Here is a 16,921-nt window from a genome sequence, read left to right as displayed (position 1 = left end):
CTCAGTTCGCCGCGACCTGCAGCCGCCCGGCGTGCCAGGCGGTGACGTCAATGCGCTCGCCGGCCGGGAAATCGGCCTTCGCCCGGGCAAGCCAGCGGTCATAGATCTCGGCCGGCACGACCTTCACCACGATCGGCATATAGGCGTGCCCCTGCCCGCAGAGCTCGGAACACTGGCCGAAATAGACGCCCTCGCGCTCGGTATCGAACCACAGCTGCGCGATGCGGCCGGGCACCGCGTCCTGCTTCACCGCGAAGGCCGGGATCGTCCAGCTGTGGATCACGTCGGCGCCGGTCAGCTGCATCACGATGCGCTTGCCCTGCGGCACCACCACCGCATTGTCGACGGCGAGCAGATACTGGTCCGGGTCATAGCCATTCGCGGCAAGATCGGCCTTTTCCAGCGGCATCGCGTCGAAGCTGATCCCCTCGTCGGGGTATTCATAGCTCCAGAACCACTGGTTGCCGGTGACCTTGATGACGATGTCGCCCTTCGGGATCTCCTGCTGCTTCCACAGGATCGGCAGCGAGAACGAGCCGATCACCACGAGGATCAGGATCGGCACCAGCGTCCAGGCGATCTCGAGCGGGGTGTTGTGGGTGAAGCGCTTCGGCACCGGGTTCGTCCGGCTGTTGAAGCGGATCATCACATAGATCAGCAGCGCGAAGACGAAGATGCAGATCGCGGTGATGATCGTCAGCAGCATGTGGTCAAGCCACTGCTGATCCTGGGCCAGCTCGGACGAGGCGGGCTGGAACCCCACCCCGCCAAGATGCGGCTGACCGATCACCGGCAACCCGGTGATCATGTCCTGAGCCATCACCTGCCCGCTGACACAGGCCAGCAGGAAACCGGCCGCCAAGGGGCGGCAGAGCCTCGCAAGTCGCATGTTTTCCTCCCTCGGACGGCTCTCCCCAGCCGCCCCGCCCAAACCGGTGCTTCCCTTCACCGATCGGGACGTTATGTAGGTATTGCATACACATTCAGCCCGGTCCGGCAAGCAAAAGCTGCGACACTGCGCCGCACCGGGCCGTCAGAGAGGATCGCCATGACCGAGGACCGTTTCGCCCCCTTCGAGACGCAGATCGACGAGGCCGCCGCACTTGCGGTGCTGCGCGGGGCCACCGCGGGGGCCGAGGACGGCGAGCTGTTCCTCGAACGTCGGCGCTCCGAGGCGCTGGTCTTCGATGACGGGCGGCTGCGCACGGCCTCCTATGACGCCTCCGAGGGGTTCGGGCTGCGCGCGGTCAAGGGCGAGGTCGCGGGCTATGCCCATTCGACGGAGATTTCCGAACCGGCGCTGAAGCGCGCGGCGGAAACGGCGCGGCTCGCCGTGGGCGATGGCGGTGGCGTGATGGCGCCCCCGCCCGCCGGCACCAACCGCCACCTTTACACCGACGCCGACCCGATGGCCGACGCGGGCTTTGGCGCGAAGATCGACATCCTTGCCGAGATCGACGCCTTCACCCGCGGCCTCGACCGGCGCGTGGTGCAGGTCACCGCCTCGATGGCGGCCTCGCATCAGGAGGTGTTCATCCTGCGCCCCGAAGGCGGCCTCGTGCAGGACATCCGGCCGATGGCGCGGCTCAACATCTCGGTCATCGTCGAGGAGAACGGCCGGCGCGAATCGGGCGGGCATGGCGGCGGCGGCCGCTTCGGCCTGTCGAGCCTGATCGAGCCGGCGAACTGGCAGCCCGTCGCGCGCGAGGCGCTGCGCATCGCGCTGGTGAACCTGTCGGCCGAACCCGCGCCCGCCGGGCAGTTCGACGTGGTGCTTGGCCCGGGCTGGCCGGGCGTGCTGATCCACGAGGCCGTGGGTCACGGGCTCGAGGGCGATTTCAACCGCAAGAAATCCTCGGCCTTCGCCGGGCTGATGGGGCAACAGGTGGCGGCGAAGGGGGTGACCATCCTCGACGACGGCACCCTCCCCGACCGGCGCGGCTCGATCACCGTCGATGACGAGGGCACGCCCTCGGGGCGCAACGTGCTGATCGAGGACGGGGTGCTCGTGGGCTACATGCAGGACCGGCAGAACGCCCGGCTGATGGGGGTGCCTGCCACCGGCAACGGCCGGCGCGAGAGCTTTGCCCATGCGCCGATGCCGCGGATGACCAACACCTACATGCTCGGCGGCGATGCCGACCCGAAGGCGATCCTCGCCGATCTGAAGGACGGGATCTATGCCGTGGGCTTCGGCGGCGGGCAGGTCGACATCACCAACGGCAAGTTCGTGTTCAACTGCACCGAGGCCTACCGGGTGAAGAACGGCGTTGTCGGCGCCGCGGTCAAGGGCGCGACGCTGATCGGCGACGGGCCGACCGCGCTGCACCGGATCCGCGCCATCGGCAACGACATGGCGCTCGACCCCGGCATCGGCAATTGCGGCAAGGCCGGGCAATGGGTGCCGGTGGGCGTCGGCATGCCCTCGCTGCTGATCGGCGGGATCACCGTCGGCGGCTCGGCCGCCTGACAGGGCTTGACCGCTGCGGCGCAGCGGGCAAGCTTGCGGCAATGGCGCGCTTCCTTCTCCTTCGCACCCTCTCGCTCGCGGCCTCGCTTCTGGCGGCGAGCCTCGTCATCTTTGCGGCGATCGAGGTGGTGCCGGGCGATCCGGTCTCCTACATGCTCGGCATGAACGCCGCCCCCGACACGGTGGCGGCGCTGCGCGACCAGCTCGGCCTGAACGAGCCGCTGGTCTGGCGCTATCTGCACTGGCTCGCGGGGCTGCTGCGCGGCGATTTCGGCATCAGCTATACCTACAAGACCCCGGTCGCCGGGCTGATCGCCGAACGGCTGGCACTGTCGGCGCCGCTCGCCGGGCTGGCGCTGATCCTGTCGACGGCGCTCGCCCTGCCCGCCGGGCTGATCGCCGCCGCGCGCCGCGGCAAGGGCGCCGATCTGGCCGTCACCGGGCTTGCGCAGATCGGCATCGCGGTGCCGAATTTCTGGTTCGCGATGATGCTCGTTGCGCTCTTCGCGCTGCGCTGGCAGCTGCTGCCGGCGGGCGGGTTCCCGGGCTGGGCGCACCCCGGCGCCGCGCTGCGCGCGCTGATCCTGCCCGCCCTCGCCCTCGCCCTGCCGCAGGCCGCGATCCTCGCCCGCATCCTGCGCTCGGCGCTGATCGAGGCGATGGCGCAGGACTACATCCGCACCGCCCGCGCCAAGGGGCTGAGCCGGCGCGCCGCACTGACCCGCCACGCGCTGCGCAACGCGCTGATCCCGGTGCTGACCGTGCTTGGCATGCAGTTCTCCTTCCTGCTGGCCGGCGCGATCATCATCGAGAACGTGTTCTACCTGCCCGGGCTCGGCCGGCTGATCTTCCAGGCAATCACCCAGCGGGATCTGATCGTCGTCGAGAGCGCGGTGATGCTGCTGGTCGTCGCCGTGATCGTCGTCAGCTTCGTCACCGACCTTGCCTATGCGCTGGTCGACCCGCGGCTGCGGAGGCCGGCATGAGGCCCGCGCTGCTGATCGGCGCGGGGCTGAGCGGGCTGGCCGTCGCCGCGGCCGCGCTGTCGCTCGTCTGGACGCCCTGGGACCCCGCGGCACTGGCGATCGGCGCGCGGCTGCAACCGCCGTCGACCACGCATTGGATGGGCACCGACCATTTCGGTCGCGACATCCTGTCGATGCTGATGGCGGGGGCGCGCAGCTCGCTGGCCGTGGCGCTGGCCGCCGTGGCGATCGGCGCGGGCATCGGCACACCGCTCGGGCTCGCCGCGGCGGCCAGCCGCGGCAGCCTGCTCGACGCCACGCTCGCCCGGCTGAACGACCTCATTTTCGCCTTCCCAGCCCTCGTCACCGCGATCCTGATCACCGCGACGCTCGGCCCCTCGGCGCTGAACGCGACGCTGGCGATCGGGCTGTTCAACATCCCGGTCTTCGCCCGCACCGCCCGCGGCGCCGCGCTCAGCCTGTGGACGCTCGATTACATCCGCGCCGCCCGGGTGGCGGGCAAGGGCCGCGCCCGGATCTCGGCCGAACATGTGCTGCCGAATATCGCCAGCCTGCTGATCGTGCAGGCGACGATCCAGGCCTCGCTCGGCATCCTCGCCGAGGCGGGGCTGAGCTATGTCGGCCTTGGCGCGCAACCGCCCACCGCCAGCTGGGGCCGGATGCTGGCCGAGGCGCAGACGATGGTGGCGATTGCCCCGCATGTGGCGCTGTTCCCGGGGCTGGCGATCGTGCTCACCGTGCTCGGGCTGAACCTTCTGGGCGACGGGCTGCGCGATGCGCTCGACCCGCGGCTGCGGGGGCGGCTGACATGAGCCTGCTTGCGATCGAGCACCTCGGCGTCAGCATCGGCACGACCGAGGTGCTGCGCGACGTCTCGCTGCGGCTTCAGGCGGGCGAGATCCTCGGCCTTGTCGGCGAATCGGGCTCGGGCAAGTCGATGACGGCGCTGGCGGTGATGGGGCTCTTGCCCGAGGGCGCGCAAGCCTCCGGCTCGGTCCGGCTGGCCGGGCGCGAGATCACCACGCTTGCCGAACGCGAGTTGTGCCGGCTGCGCGGCGCCGGCGTGGGGATGATCTTTCAGGAGCCGATGACCGCGCTGAACCCGCTGATGACGATCGGCGATCAGGTGGCCGAGACGCTGATCGTCCACCGCGGCCTTGCCCGCAGCGAGGCGCGGCGGATCGCCCGCGACCGCCTCGACCGCGTCGGCCTGCCCGCACCGCGCTTTCCGCTGACCCTGTATCCGCACGAGCTTTCGGGCGGCCAGCGCCAGCGCGTGGCGATCGCGCTGGCCATCGCGCTGCGCCCGCAACTGCTGATCGCCGACGAGCCCACCACCGCGCTTGATGTCACCACCCAGGCCGAGGTGCTGGCGCTGCTGCGCGACCTCGTGCGCGAGGAGGGGATGGCGCTTCTGCTCATCACCCACGACCTTGCGGTGACCGCGAAGATGGCCGCGCGCGTCGCGGTGATGCAGGACGGCCGAATCGTCGAGGAGGGGCCGACCGAGGCGCTGTTCCGCGCCCCCGCCCGGCCCTATACTCGCGCCCTTCTGGCCGCCGCGCGCCTTGCCCCGCTGTCCGATGCGTATTTGGACCAGGGAAAAGCAGCGGGGGCTTTTTCCTGGCAAAAAGCCTCGAAACCCGACGCGGACGCCCTGCTGCGGGTCGAGGACGCGCGCCGCAGCTACCGCCTGCCCCGGCCCTCGCTGTTCGCCGCGGCGCCCGAGCTGCATGCGGTCGATGGTGTCTCCTTCAGCCTGCGCGCCGGGGAATCGCTGGGGCTGGTGGGCGAATCGGGTTGCGGCAAGTCGACCCTGACCCGCGCCATCCTCGGCCTCGACCCGCTTTCGGGCGGGCGCATCGCGCTCGCCGGCGCGCCGGTCTCGCCGCGCATGCCGCCCGCGCAGCGCGCCGCGGTGCAGGTGGTGTTCCAGGATCCCTACGGTTCCTTCGATCCGCGGCAGACGGTGGCGCGGCTGATCGCCGAACCCTTCCACCTGACCGGCCGCCCGCCGGATGCCGAGGCCCGGATCGATGCCGCGCTGAGCGATGTCGGCCTTTCGCCCGAAGACCGCGACCGCTACATCCACGAGTTCTCGGGCGGTCAGCGCCAGCGCCTTGCCATCGCCCGCGCGCTGATCATCCGGCCGCGGCTGATCGTGCTCGACGAGGCGGTCTCGGCGCTCGATGTGCGGGTGCGGGCGCAGGTGCTGTCGCTGCTCGCCCGGCTGCAGGCGGACCACGGGCTCTCCTACCTCTTCATCTCGCACGACCTGTCGGTGGTGCGTGCCGTCACCACGCGCTGCCTGGTGATGCAGGCCGGCCGGATCGTCGAGGAAGGCCCGACTGCGGATCTTTTCACCGCGCCGCGCCATCCCTACACCCGCCGGCTGCTTGCCGCGACGCCGCGGCTGCCCGAAACGTGGAGCACGCTTGATCCCGCCCCCGCGACCAGCGCATAATGCTGCAGCGCAGCGAGGAGAGCGTCATGCAGCCGGGACCGAAGAATCTGATCACCGACATCGAGGGGCTGCGCGTCGGCAACGCGCACAGCGGGCGGCTGCGCTCGGGCTGCACCGTGCTGCTGGCGGACCGCCCCTTCACCGCCGCCGTGCAGGTGATGGGCGGCGCCCCCGGCACCCGCGAGACCGATCTGCTCGCCCCCGACCGGCTGGTGCAGGAGGTCGATGCGATCGTGCTCTCTGGCGGCTCGGCCTTCGGGCTCGATTCGGCCTCGGGCGTGGCCGAGGGGCTGCGCGCGCGCGGCCGCGGCTTTGCCGTCGGCGAGATGCGCGTGCCGATCGTGCCGGCGGCGATCCTGTTCGATCTGCTCAATGGCGGCGACAAGGGCTGGGGCACCAACCCCTATGCCGCGCTTGGCCGGGCGGCGCTCGAGGCGGCAAGCCCCGAGTTTGCCATCGGCAGCGAGGGCGCGGGCTTCGGCGCGCTCACCGGCACGCTCAAGGGCGGGCTCGGCTCGGCCTCGGCGGTGCTGGAGAACGGGATGACCGTCGGCGCGCTGGTCGCGGTGAACGCGCTCGGCTCGGCCACGGTCGAGGACAGCCCGCATTTCTGGGCCGCGCCCTGGGAGCTTGAGGGCGAATTCGGCGGTCGCGGCACAGCGCTGCTGTACCCCGCCGCCGCCGAGCCCGCACCGAAGAAGCGGATGGGCGAGGCCACCACCATCGCCATCGTCGCCACCGATGCCGCGCTGAGCCAGGCACAGGCGCAGCGGATGGCGACGGCGGCGCATGACGGCATGGCGCGTGCGCTCGTGCCCTCGCACACACCGATTGACGGCGATCTGGTCTTTGCCGCGGCGACCGGCGCGAAGCCACTCGCCGATCCGGTCGCCGACACCTTCCTGCTCGGCCATGCCGCGTCCAGCTGCCTTGCCCGCGCCATCGCCCGCGCGGTCCATGCCGCCACGGCGATGCCGGGCGACCTGCAGCCGAGCTGGACCGCGCGCTTTGGCTGAGCCCTTTCCGCCGCCGCCCCATGCACCATATTGGCAGGCAGACCGCGCAGATCGGTCACCTGCGCCGGCGCGGGTTGCCACTGCGACGGATGGACAAGGGCCGGCCCCGCATGCTTCCTTGCCGCCACGCCCAAAACAGGGAGATACCCATGCTCGACACCGCCACCGATCTCAAATCCCTTCTCAAGGACCCCACCCTGCTCGCCACCAAGGCCTATGTGGCCGGCGAATGGGTCGACGCCGATGACGGCACCACCTTCGAGGTGCTCAACCCCGCCCGCGGCGACGTGATCTGCACCGTGCCCGATCTCGGCCGCGCCGAGACCGCCCGCGCGATCGAGGCCGCCCGCGTCGCGATGAAGGAATGGGCCGCGCGCACCGCCAAGGAACGCGCGCAGGTGCTGCGCAAGTGGTTCGAGCTGATGATGGCGAACCAGGACGATCTGGGCGCGATCCTCACCGCCGAGATGGGCAAGCCGCTTGCCGAGGCGAAGGGCGAGATCGCCTATGGCGCCTCGTTCATCGAATGGTTCGGCGAGGAGGCCAAGCGCATCTACGGCGAGACGATCCCGGGCCACATGCGCGACAAGCGCATCCAGGTGATCAAGCAGCCGATCGGCGTTGTCGGCTCGATCACGCCGTGGAACTTCCCGAACGCGATGATCACCCGCAAATGCGGCCCGGCCCTTGCCGTTGGCTGCGGCTTCGTCGCCCGTCCGGCCGCCGAGACCCCGCTGTCGGCGCTGGCGCTGGCGGTTCTGGGCGAACGCGCCGGCCTGCCGAAGGGCATCTTCTCGGTCATCACCTCGTCGAAGGCCTCGGACATCGGCAAGGAGTTCTGCGAGAACCACACCGTGCGCAAGCTGACCTTCACCGGCTCGACCGAGGTCGGCCGGATCCTGATGCGTCAGGCCGCCGATCAGGTGATGAAATGCTCGATGGAGCTTGGCGGCAACGCGCCCTTCATCGTCTTCGACGACGCCGATCTCGACGCCGCGGTCGAGGGCGCGATGATGTCGAAGTTCCGCAACAACGGCCAGACCTGCGTCTGCGCGAACCGCATCTATGTGCAGGCCGGCGTCTATGACGCCTTCGCCGAGAAGCTGGCCGCCGCGGTTGCCAAGCTGAACGTGGGCGACGGGCTCGAGGCCGGCATCACCACCGGCCCGCTGATCTCGGACAAGGCCGTCGCCAAGGTCGAGGATCACATCGCCGACGTGGTCAAGGGCGGCGGCACCGTCGTCACCGGCGGCAAGCGCCACGCGCTTGGCGGCACCTTCTTCGAACCGACCGTCGTCACCGGCGTGACGCAGGAGATGAAGGTCGCCACCGAGGAAACCTTCGGCCCGGTCGCGCCGCTGTTCAAGTTCGAGACCGAGGAAGAAGTGATCGAGAAGGCCAACGCCACGATCTTCGGCCTTGCCTCCTACTTCTACGCCCGCGACATCGGCCGCATCACCCGCGTGCAGGAAGGCCTCGAATACGGCATCGTCGGAGTGAACACCGGCATCATCTCGACCGAAGTCGCCCCCTTCGGCGGCGTCAAGCAGTCGGGTCTGGGCCGCGAAGGCTCGCATCACGGCGTCGAGGATTACCTCGAGCTGAAATACATCTGCCTCTCGATCTGAGGCGAGGCGACGGCGGGCGGAGCCAGGCGCTTCGCCCGCGTCAAAATCTGCGCGGCGTTTTGACGCAGATCAAGGCAACTGCCTGTTTTTTCGCATGAGTCTTGCAAAAACGGCATCGCGGCGGCTATGCCCGAGGTCAGTCAGGCACGAATCGCACCTTGAGCAAGAACACAACGGTCCTCGCCTTTCCGATGCCCGCCGCGCCCCGTGCGCGGCGCAACCTCTGTCATGTGCAAGAGGCCTATCGTCTGGCCGAACTGATCGCCGCCCCGCGCGACGCGGCCGAGGCGGAACGGGCGCGGGCCGATCTCGACGCGCTCCTCGCCACGCTGGCCGATCCCGCCTGAGCTCTTCCGCAGTTCGCCCCGCAAAAAGGGCCGCCCTCTCGGGACGGCCCTTTGCGATTTCCGGAACGGACGATCAGCGACGCGGATCGTGCTCGTCGTCCTCGTCCTCGTCGTCCTCGCCATGCGGCAGGTTGAAGAAGCTGTCCGCATCCGAGAAGTCCTTCGGATTCTCGCGCTCTTCCTCGGGGGTGCCGAGGCTGAAGCCCTCGAGCCCGGCGATCGAGGACGGCAGGCGCGGCTCTTCGGTCATGCCCAGCGACTGCTCGGTCGAGACCAGCTTGCGACGCTCGTCATCCGACATCACGCCCTCGGCGGCGCGCTTCTTCGCGGCCTTCTGCACTTCGCCGTCAAGCTCCGACTGCCGGCACAGGCCAAGCGCCACCGGATCGATCGCGGTCATGCTCTGGATGTTCCAGTGCGTCCTGTCGCGGATCGAGGCGATGGTGGGCTTCGTCGTGCCGACGAGACGGGCGATCTGCGCATCGGCCAGCTCGGGGTGGAACTTGACCAGCCACAGGATCGCGTTCGGACGGTCCTGACGCTTCGAAAGCGGCGTGTAGCGCGGGCCGCGGCGCTTGTCCTCGCCGACGGCGGCGGCGTTGAACTTGAGCCGGAGCTTGTAGAGCGGGTCGGCCTCGCCCTTGTCGATTTCCTTCTGGTCGAGCTGGTTGTGCGCGATCGGGTCGAAGCCCTTCACACCCACCGCCACGTCCCCGTCGGCGATGCCCTGCACCTCGAGCTCGTGCATGCCGCAGAAATCGGCGATCTGCTTGAAGCTCAGCGTCGTGTTGTCCACCAGCCACACGGCGGTTGCCTTGGCCATCAGGGGCTTGTTCGTCGTCATCTGATCGGTCCTTTGCACATATCTCTCCCGGGCCGAGAAACCGGCTGCGGCGCGGGGGTCCCCGGCCGCGGTCCATTTCTGGTGGGGAATTGGTCTGCTATATAGGGCGGAAACGGCAACAGGGGAAGCGAAAATGCGGGTTTCGGCGGTTCTCGGCTGCCTGTTCTGGGCAAGCGCGGCACTGGCCGAAGGCGAGCGGGCGGGCGAGTTCGACTATTACGTGCTGTCGCTGAGCTGGGCGCCCGCCTGGTGCGCGACCGACGGCGCGGGCCGCGGCGCCGCGCAATGCGACCCGGCGGGGGATGCGAGCTTCGTGCTGCACGGGCTCTGGCCGCAGGACGAGCGCGGCTATCCGAGCGATTGCCGCACCACGGCGCGCGATCCCGCGCGCAGCGCCTCGGCCGCGATGGCGGACGTGATGGGCTCGGACGGGGCCGCCTGGTATCAGTGGAAGAAGCACGGGCGCTGTTCGGGGCTGACCGCCCGCGACTATTTCGCGCTCGCCCGCCGCGCCTATGGCGCGATTGCCATCCCCGAGGTGTTCCGCCGCCTCGACCGGGACGTGAAACTGCCCGCCGCGGTGGTCGAGGAGGCGTTTCTCGAGGCGAATCCGGGGCTTGCCCGCGACGAGATCACCGTGACCTGCAAGGCCGGCCGGATCCAGGAGGCGCGGATCTGCCTGACGAAGGATCTGCGCCCGCGCCGCTGTGGCGCCGACGTGATCCGCGACTGCACGATGTCAGACGCGTTGATGGAGCGGGTGCGCTGAAGCCTGCGGGCGTCGGCGGAGGTGGCGCCCGCGGGGGCTGCCTGCCCCCGCACCCCCGGAGGTATTTTTCGCAAGGAGAAAAGGGATCAGGGCTCTTCCGGGATCCGGTCCTCGAGCGGCGGGATGGTGTAATCGGCGGCGATGCCGGGGCTGCCCGTCCCGCCATGGCCATCATCCGTGATCCAGGCTTTCGCCGCCGCGAGATCGGCGAGGGCGAAGACCTTGACCGCACCCGGGATCATCGGCGCGAAGGCCTTCACGCCGAGCCGGATCCACTCGACATCGCTGACCAGCGCGATGCGGGCGAAATCGCCCAGATGCATCATCCCGACCTTCGCGTCTTCCCAGGCGGCGCCGGCGGTATAGCTCTCGAACTCCGCCCCGATGACATAGAGGAGCTTCAGCCGCCCCTCGGCCGCGATCTTCGCCTCGATCGCCGGGATCAGGTCGCGGCTATAGGCCTCGGCGTCGATCGTGCCCCTGGCCTCGATCGCCAGAACGTCGGCGGGCAGGCCCGGGAGCGTCTCGAAATATCCCTTGGTCATGGTGCCTCCGCGGGGTGGGTTCAACGGACCTGCAGCACGATCTTGCCGATATGGGCCGAGCTTTCCATGCGGGCATGGGCAGCAGCGGCCTCGGTCAGCGGGAAGGTGCTGTCGTGGATCGGGCGCAGCCGGCCGGCGGCGACCATCGGCCAGACCTGCGCGCGCAGCTCGGCCGCGATCGCGGCCTTGGCGGCATCCGATTGCGGGCGCAGGGTCGAGCCGGTGATCGTCAGCCGGCGCAGCATCACCTGGGCAAAGTTCAGCTCGGCCTTCGGGCTTTCGAGGAAGGCGATGAAGACGAGCCGGCCATCATCGGCGAGCGCCTTGACGTCGCGCGGGATATAGCTGCCGCCGACCATGTCGAGGATCAGGTTCGCACCGCCCTCGGCCCGCAGAACCTCGACGAAATCGGCCTCGCGGTAGTTGATCGCGGTGGCGCCGAGCGCCTCGCAGGCGGCACATTTCCCGGCCGAGCCAGCGGTGGCGAAGACCCGGGCGCCCAGGTTGCGCGCGATCTGGATCGCCGTCGTGCCGATGCCCGAGGACCCGCCGTGGACGAGGAAACGTTCGCCCGCTTTCAGCCCGCCGCGCATCACCACATTCGACCAGACGGTGAAGCAGGTCTCGGGCAGGCAGGCGGCGTCGCGCAGGCTGACGCCCTCGGGCACCGGCAGGGCATGGGCCGCGGGGCAGACCGCATATTCGGCATAGCCGCCGCCGGGCAGCAGCGCGCAGACCGCATCGCCCACCTGCCAGCCGGAGACATCGGGGCCAAGCGCCGCGATCCGTCCCGCACATTCGAGCCCGGGCAGGTCCGAGGCGCCGGGCGGGGCGCGGTAGGCGCCGGCGCGTTGCAGCGCATCGGGGCGGTTCACCCCGGCAAAGGCCACTTCGATCAGGATCTCGCCCGGACCGGGCAGCGGCACCGGGCGCGAGACCGGTTTCAGCGCCTCGGGGCCGCCGGGGACGGAAATCTCGATTGCCTGCATCTGCAGCGGAAGGGTCATCATGCGCGCTCCTCATGGCCGGGCAGCGGGGTGGGCTGCGGGGCGCGGATCGCGCCGAGCAGGCCCTTGAGCCCCGGCAGGCGGATGACCGCGCCCTTCACCTTCTCGAACTGCATCACGTCACCGATGCGGCGGTCGAGGAAGGCGTGGGTCTCGGCCAGCCCCTCGCTCTCGTCGCCAAGCCAGAACAGCACGGTCGAGGAGAACACCCCCGACAGCGTGATCCGCTTGGTGTACCAGTTGTAATCCGCGCTCTCGTCGCCAAGGGCGCGCCAGATCGCATCGGCCGTCTCCCACACCAGCCGGGCGCCGGTCGCACCATGCTGCGGCAGCGCGAAAAGCGAGGCGGCGCGGCGCACGAGTTCCGGATCGACAAGACCAAGGCGCAGGGTCACGGCATGGGCGACCTTGTCGCGGAATTTCATCCCCGTGAGATCGGCCGCGGCCAGTGCCGCGACCATCGCCCGGTCGGCCGCGCGGTGATATTCCACGGCGAGATCCACCGCGCCCCTCGGGCAGACCAGACGGGCCAGCGCCGGGTCGACCCCGACATCCGCCACCGCCTGCCGGAAGGCGGGCTCGGACCAGCCGTCGAAAGGCACGTGCGGCTCGATCGCGGCAAGCAGGTCGGCCCGCATCCGCGCAACGTCGAGATGGTCGTTTTTCATGGCATATTCCTTCGCCACGCCCCATCGCGGGGAGTGGACAAAACTCCGGTCCCCTGTTATATGGCCCGCTCCTGCAATCTGATGCAACTCTAACTTAGGAAGGTGGTGACACCACATGCAGGTCAGCGTTCGCGACAACAACGTCGAACAGGCGCTTCGTGCTCTGAAGAAGAAACTTCAGCGCGAGGGTGTGTTTCGTGAAATGAAGCTCAAGCAGCATTTCGAGAAACCCTCCGTCAAGAAAGCGCGCGAGAAAGCTGAAGCCGTTCGCCGTGCCCGGAAACTGGCGCGGAAAAAGGCGCAGCGTGAAGGCGCGCTCTGAGCGACTGGAACCGCTGGCGGGCTTGCCCGCACTGATGACCCCCGTGGCCCTGCCATCGGGGGTTTTTGGTTCTTTTGAACAGGTTGACCCCAAGGACACGGGACGCCGCCGGAACAATCTCACGATTTCGTGAATTGCCTGCCGCGCCGCCCGCCTGCATCGCTGGCACCACGATGACCGATTTCGGACCCGTCTTTCACCATCTCGGCCTGATCCTGCTTGCGCTCGGGGTCGCCATGCTTGCGCCAGTGGGGGTCGACCTGCTCGGCGCGGAACCGAACGGATTGCAGGTACTCAAGGCCGCCATCGAGACCACGCTCTTCGGTGCGCTTCTTGCCCTCGCGACTCGCTCGGACAAACCTCACGCGATGACCCTGCGGCAGGCCTATCTCCTGACCGCTGCGATCTGGATCTTCGTGCCGTTCTTCGGCGCCCTGCCCTTCCTGCACGGCAAACCCGACGTGAGCCTGACCGACGCCTATTTCGAGGCTGTCTCAGGCATCACCACGACCGGTTACACAGTCTTCACCGGAATCGAGGACCTGCCGCGCTCGGTGCTGCTGTGGCGGGGCATGCTGAACTGGATGGGCGGGCTCGGCATCGCCTTTGTCGCCATGATCTTCCTGCCGGTCATGCGCATCGGCGGCATGCGCTATTTCCAGACCGAGGGCTTCGACACCTTCGGCAAGGTTCTGCCGCGCGCGCGCGACATCGCGATCTCGCTGCTCGAGGTCTATACCGGGCTGACGGTGCTCTGCACCGTGGTCTTCGTGCTGTGCGGGATGCCGCTGTTCGACGCCTCGATCCACGCCATGGCCGCGATCGCCACCGGCGGCTTCGGCACCTTTGACGCGAATTTCGCGGTCTGGTCGGTGCCCGCGCAATATGCCGGCACCGTGTTCATGCTGCTGGGCGCGATGCCCTACATCCGCTTCTTCCAGCTGGTGCAGGGCCAGTCTCGTCCGCTGTGGCACGACAGCCAGGTGCGTGCCTTCCTGCGCTGGTTCGTCTATTTCAGCGCCATCGTCATCGCCTTTCGGCTGTGGCGCGAGGACCTGCCGTTCGAGCAGGTTCTGCGCGAGACCACCTTCAACTTCGCCTCGATCCTGACCGGGACGGGTTTCGGCGTCGGCCCGATCGAACCCTGGGGCACCTTTGCCATGGTCATCGCCTTCCTGCTGGGCCTGATCGGCGGCTGCACAGGGTCAAGCTCGGGTGCGCTGTCGGTGTTCCGCGTGCAGGTGGTGCTCTCGGTGGTGCGGGCGGCAATCCGGCAACTGCACTCGCCACACCGAGTGATCCAGCCGCGCTATGACGGCAAGCCGCTCGACGAAGAGACCCTCGGCCCGCTGATGCTGCATGTCTCGGGCTATATCCTGACCCTCGGCGTTCTCTCGGTGCTGATGTCGATGGCCGGCGCAGATTTCACCTCCTCGCTCTTCGCGATCTGGGGCTGCCTCGGCGACATCGGGTTCGGCGTCGGGCCAATGGTGGCACGCACCGGCACGATGGTTGATTTCAACGACATCGAGACCCTGACCATGTGCCTTGCGATGCTGCTCGGCCGGCTGGGCATGCTGGCGATCTTCGTGCTGTTCCTGCCGCGGTTCTGGCGCGACTAGACCGGCAGCGCGGTGGTCTTGAACACCGTGCGCAGCGCGAAACTCGACTGCATCCCCTGCACCCCCGGCAGCCGCGCCAGCTTGGCGCGGTGGATGCGGGCGAAATCCTCGGTATCCTCGGCCACCACCTTCAGCAGGTAATCGGCCGAACCCGCCATCAGGTGGCATTCGAGCACGTCGGGGATCTTCTTCACCTCGCGCTCGAAGGCCTCGAGCACCTCGTCGGCCTGCCCCGACAGCGTGATCTCGACGAAGACGGTGGTCGGCCGGCCGAGCTTGCGGGCATCGAGCAGCGCGACATAGTCGCGGATATAGCCCTCCTCCTCCAGCCGCTGCACCCGCCGGTGACAGGCCGAGGCCGAGAGGTTCACCCGCTCGGAGAGTTCCGCATTGGAGATCCGCCCCTGCTTTTGCAGGACGGTGAGGATTCGACGATCCGTCGCGTCAAGGGTCATGGTCACGCAATCTTCTTCGGCCGCAGGGGACTATGGTCGAAGATATGCGCGCCCATGGCCGAAAAATGCAACCGCTTTTCGATGCAATTTTCCGCGCCCGGGCGCAGGCTGGCAGCGGAGGAGCATTTCGGATCGGAGGAGGACCGAATGAAGATCGGATGCGTGAAGGAGATCAAGCCGCAGGAGTTCCGCGTGGGCCTCACCCCCGGCGCGGCGCGCGAGGCGGTGGGGCACGGCCACGAGCTGCTGATCGAGGCGGGCGCCGGGGCGGGGTCCGGTTATACGGATGCGGATTACGTCGCGGCGGGGGCGCGGATCCTGCCCTCGGCGGCCGAGGTCTTTGCCCAGGCCGAGATGATCGTGAAGGTGAAGGAGCCGCAGGCGGGCGAGCGCGCGATGCTGCGCCCGGGGCAGGTGCTCTTCACCTATCTGCATCTCGCGCCGGACCCGGCACAGACACATGACCTGCTCGCCTCGGGCGCGACCTGCATCGCCTACGAGACGGTGACCGACCGCAATGGCGGGCTGCCGTTGCTGGCGCCGATGTCCGAGGTGGCAGGGCGGCTCGCGCCGCAGGTCGGCGCCTGGACGCTGCAGAAGGCGAATGGCGGGCGCGGCGTGCTGCTGGGGGGCGTGCCGGGCGTCGCACCGGCGAATGTCGTGATCATCGGCGGCGGCGTCGTCGGCACGGCGGCGGCGCGCGTCGCCACCGGCATGGGCGCCCATGTCACCGTGCTCGACCGCTCGATCCCGCGGCTGAGCTATCTCGACGACGTCTTCATGGGCCGCCTGACGACGCAATATTCCGAGCGCGCCGCGACGGCCGAGCTGGTTGCGACGGCCGACATGGTGATCGGCGCGGTGCTGATCCCCGGGGCGGCGGCGCCGAAGCTGGTGACGCGGGAGATGCTGAAGACGATGAAGCCGGGCGCGGTGCTCGTCGATGTCGCGATCGATCAGGGCGGCTGTTTCGAGACCTCGCGCCCGACGACGCATGAAGACCCGATCTACGAGGTCGATGGGGTGATGCACTATTGCGTGGCGAACATGCCGGGCGCCGTTGCCCGCACCGCGACGCAGGCGCTTGGCAATGCCACCCTGCCCTTCGTGCTGGCGCTGGCCGACAAGGGCTGGCGGCGGGCCTGTTCGGAAGACGCGCACCTGCTCGACGGGCTGAACGTGCATGCCGGACGGCTGACCTGCGGGCCGGTGGGCGTGGCGCTCGGCCTGCCGGTGATCTCCGGCGCCGAGGCGCTTGGCCTGTAACGCAAAGGGCCCGGTCACGCGGACCGGGCCCTTCCTCGTCCGGCCGGTGCCGGATCACTTCTTCAGCGCGTCGCGGATTTCCAGCAGCACGTCAAGCTCGCTCGGGCCGGCCGGTGCCGCGGCGGCGGCTTCCTTCTTCACGGCGGCGTCCTTGACCTTGTTCACCAGCTTCACCAGCAGGAAGACGACGAAGGCGATGATCAGGAAGTTGATGACCGCGGTGATGAACGAGCCATAGGCGAAGACCGGCGCGCCCGCCTCTTTCGCCGCGGCGAGCGAGGCATAGTTGCCCGCACCGAGGTTGACGAACAGGTTCGAGAAATCGAGCCCGCCGGTGATGACGCCGATGATCGGGTTGATCAGGTCCGACACCAGGGAATTGACGATCGCGGTGAAGGCCGCACCGATGATGATACCCACGGCCATGTCGACGACATTCCCGCGGGCGATGAAATTCTTGAACTCTTGCAACATGTTATGCCCCTCTCAGCGCCTTCCCAGCCGGCGCGGAC

18 protein-coding genes are annotated in these 16,921 nt (G+C 68.8%); 11 read left to right on the top strand and 7 right to left on the bottom strand.

Annotation, left to right across the window (positions count from 1 at the left end; genetic code table 11):
• Position 1 precedes the first annotated feature (1 nt).
• Positions 2-889 (bottom strand): cytochrome c oxidase subunit II, encoded by an 888-nt coding sequence (coxB, locus tag DYS74_RS05595; protein WP_121531756.1) that lies wholly within the window; start codon positions 887-889, stop codon positions 2-4.
• 159 nt (positions 890-1,048) lie between these two features.
• Here coxB and tldD point away from each other — a divergent pair, with 159 nt between their 5' ends.
• The 7 genes from tldD (at position 1,049) to DYS74_RS18470 (ending at position 8,911) form a co-directional block, all read left to right on the top strand.
• Complete coding sequence (tldD, locus tag DYS74_RS05590; RefSeq protein ID WP_121531754.1) at positions 1,049-2,470, top strand: metalloprotease TldD; 1,422 nt, start codon at positions 1,049-1,051, stop codon at positions 2,468-2,470.
• Between the two features lie 41 nt (positions 2,471-2,511).
• The gene (locus DYS74_RS05585; protein ID WP_121531752.1) at positions 2,512-3,456 is read left to right on the top strand and encodes an ABC transporter permease; all 945 of its coding nucleotides are present in this window, start codon (positions 2,512-2,514) and stop codon (positions 3,454-3,456) included.
• Positions 3,453-4,268 carry an ABC transporter permease gene (locus DYS74_RS05580; protein ID WP_121531750.1) on the top strand — a complete coding sequence of 272 codons (816 nt, stop codon included), beginning with the start codon at positions 3,453-3,455 and terminating at the stop codon, positions 4,266-4,268. Before DYS74_RS05585 ends, DYS74_RS05580 begins: the two co-directional genes overlap by 4 nt.
• On the top strand, positions 4,265-5,920 hold the full coding sequence (locus tag DYS74_RS05575) for an ABC transporter ATP-binding protein (RefSeq protein ID WP_121531748.1): 1,656 nt from the start codon (positions 4,265-4,267) through the stop codon (positions 5,918-5,920). Before DYS74_RS05580 ends, DYS74_RS05575 begins: the two co-directional genes overlap by 4 nt.
• Positions 5,921-5,946: 26 nt before the next feature.
• A complete protein-coding gene (locus DYS74_RS05570; protein WP_121532049.1) occupies positions 5,947-6,936 on the top strand; it encodes a P1 family peptidase in 990 nt (329 codons plus the stop codon).
• Between the two features lie 149 nt (positions 6,937-7,085).
• Positions 7,086-8,564 (top strand): NAD-dependent succinate-semialdehyde dehydrogenase, encoded by a 1,479-nt coding sequence (locus DYS74_RS05565; RefSeq protein ID WP_121531746.1) that lies wholly within the window; start codon positions 7,086-7,088, stop codon positions 8,562-8,564.
• A 158-nt stretch (positions 8,565-8,722) separates the two neighbouring features.
• Complete coding sequence (locus DYS74_RS18470) at positions 8,723-8,911, top strand: hypothetical protein (RefSeq protein ID WP_147435459.1); 189 nt, start codon at positions 8,723-8,725, stop codon at positions 8,909-8,911.
• Between the two features lie 73 nt (positions 8,912-8,984).
• On the opposite strand, the gene DYS74_RS05560 is transcribed toward DYS74_RS18470, so the two are convergent.
• The gene (locus tag DYS74_RS05560) at positions 8,985-9,755 is read right to left on the bottom strand and encodes a DUF1013 domain-containing protein (protein WP_121531744.1); all 771 of its coding nucleotides are present in this window, start codon (positions 9,753-9,755) and stop codon (positions 8,985-8,987) included.
• A 133-nt stretch (positions 9,756-9,888) separates the two neighbouring features.
• Between DYS74_RS05560 and DYS74_RS05555 the strand changes: the two genes are divergently transcribed.
• Positions 9,889-10,524: a ribonuclease T2 family protein gene (locus DYS74_RS05555; protein ID WP_121531742.1), complete on the top strand. Its 636-nt coding sequence runs from the start codon at positions 9,889-9,891 to the stop codon at positions 10,522-10,524.
• An 86-nt stretch (positions 10,525-10,610) separates the two neighbouring features.
• On the opposite strand, the gene DYS74_RS05550 is transcribed toward DYS74_RS05555, so the two are convergent.
• Genes DYS74_RS05550 through DYS74_RS05540 form a run of 3 tightly spaced genes read right to left on the bottom strand, consistent with a single transcriptional unit; the run spans position 10,611 to position 12,744 of the window.
• Positions 10,611-11,069: a SpoIIAA family protein gene (locus DYS74_RS05550; RefSeq protein WP_121531740.1), complete on the bottom strand. Its 459-nt coding sequence runs from the start codon at positions 11,067-11,069 to the stop codon at positions 10,611-10,613.
• A 20-nt stretch (positions 11,070-11,089) separates the two neighbouring features.
• Positions 11,090-12,076 carry an NAD(P)H-quinone oxidoreductase gene (locus DYS74_RS05545; protein WP_121532047.1) on the bottom strand — a complete coding sequence of 329 codons (987 nt, stop codon included), beginning with the start codon at positions 12,074-12,076 and terminating at the stop codon, positions 11,090-11,092.
• Positions 12,076-12,744, bottom strand: coding sequence for a COQ9 family protein (locus DYS74_RS05540; protein WP_121531738.1), 669 nt, complete (start codon positions 12,742-12,744; stop codon positions 12,076-12,078). The genes DYS74_RS05545 and DYS74_RS05540 overlap by 1 nt, the downstream gene beginning before the upstream one ends.
• 115 nt (positions 12,745-12,859) lie before the next feature.
• Here DYS74_RS05540 and rpsU point away from each other — a divergent pair, with 115 nt between their 5' ends.
• Together rpsU and DYS74_RS05530 are read left to right on the top strand one after the other, a co-directional pair.
• Positions 12,860-13,066, top strand: a complete 207-nt coding sequence (rpsU, locus tag DYS74_RS05535; protein ID WP_011748553.1) for a 30S ribosomal protein S21 — start codon at positions 12,860-12,862, stop codon at positions 13,064-13,066.
• 173 nt (positions 13,067-13,239) lie between these two features.
• Entirely contained in the window at positions 13,240-14,688 is a 1,449-nt protein-coding gene (locus DYS74_RS05530; protein ID WP_121532045.1) for a TrkH family potassium uptake protein, read from the top strand.
• Here DYS74_RS05530 and DYS74_RS05525 read toward each other — a convergent pair.
• On the bottom strand, positions 14,685-15,143 hold the full coding sequence (locus tag DYS74_RS05525) for an Lrp/AsnC family transcriptional regulator (protein ID WP_113900560.1): 459 nt from the start codon (positions 15,141-15,143) through the stop codon (positions 14,685-14,687). The two genes, DYS74_RS05530 and DYS74_RS05525, sit on opposite strands and share 4 nt — an antisense overlap.
• Before the next feature lie 147 nt (positions 15,144-15,290).
• Between DYS74_RS05525 and ald the strand changes: the two genes are divergently transcribed.
• Positions 15,291-16,409 (top strand): alanine dehydrogenase, encoded by a 1,119-nt coding sequence (ald, locus tag DYS74_RS05520; RefSeq protein ID WP_121531736.1) that lies wholly within the window; start codon positions 15,291-15,293, stop codon positions 16,407-16,409.
• 54 nt (positions 16,410-16,463) lie between these two features.
• Here the strand turns inward: ald and mscL are convergent, their stop codons facing one another.
• Positions 16,464-16,883 (bottom strand): large conductance mechanosensitive channel protein MscL, encoded by a 420-nt coding sequence (gene mscL, locus DYS74_RS05515; RefSeq protein ID WP_121531734.1) that lies wholly within the window; start codon positions 16,881-16,883, stop codon positions 16,464-16,466.
• Positions 16,884-16,921 lie beyond the last annotated feature (38 nt).

The sequence above is a fragment of the Paenirhodobacter hankyongi genome (assembly GCF_003664585.1).
GTDB classification, from domain to species: Bacteria; Pseudomonadota; Alphaproteobacteria; order Rhodobacterales; family Rhodobacteraceae; genus Rhodobacter; species Rhodobacter hankyongi.
Note: the sequence above shows the minus strand (reverse complement) of the source record. Positions and strands in the feature narration are given on the sequence as shown.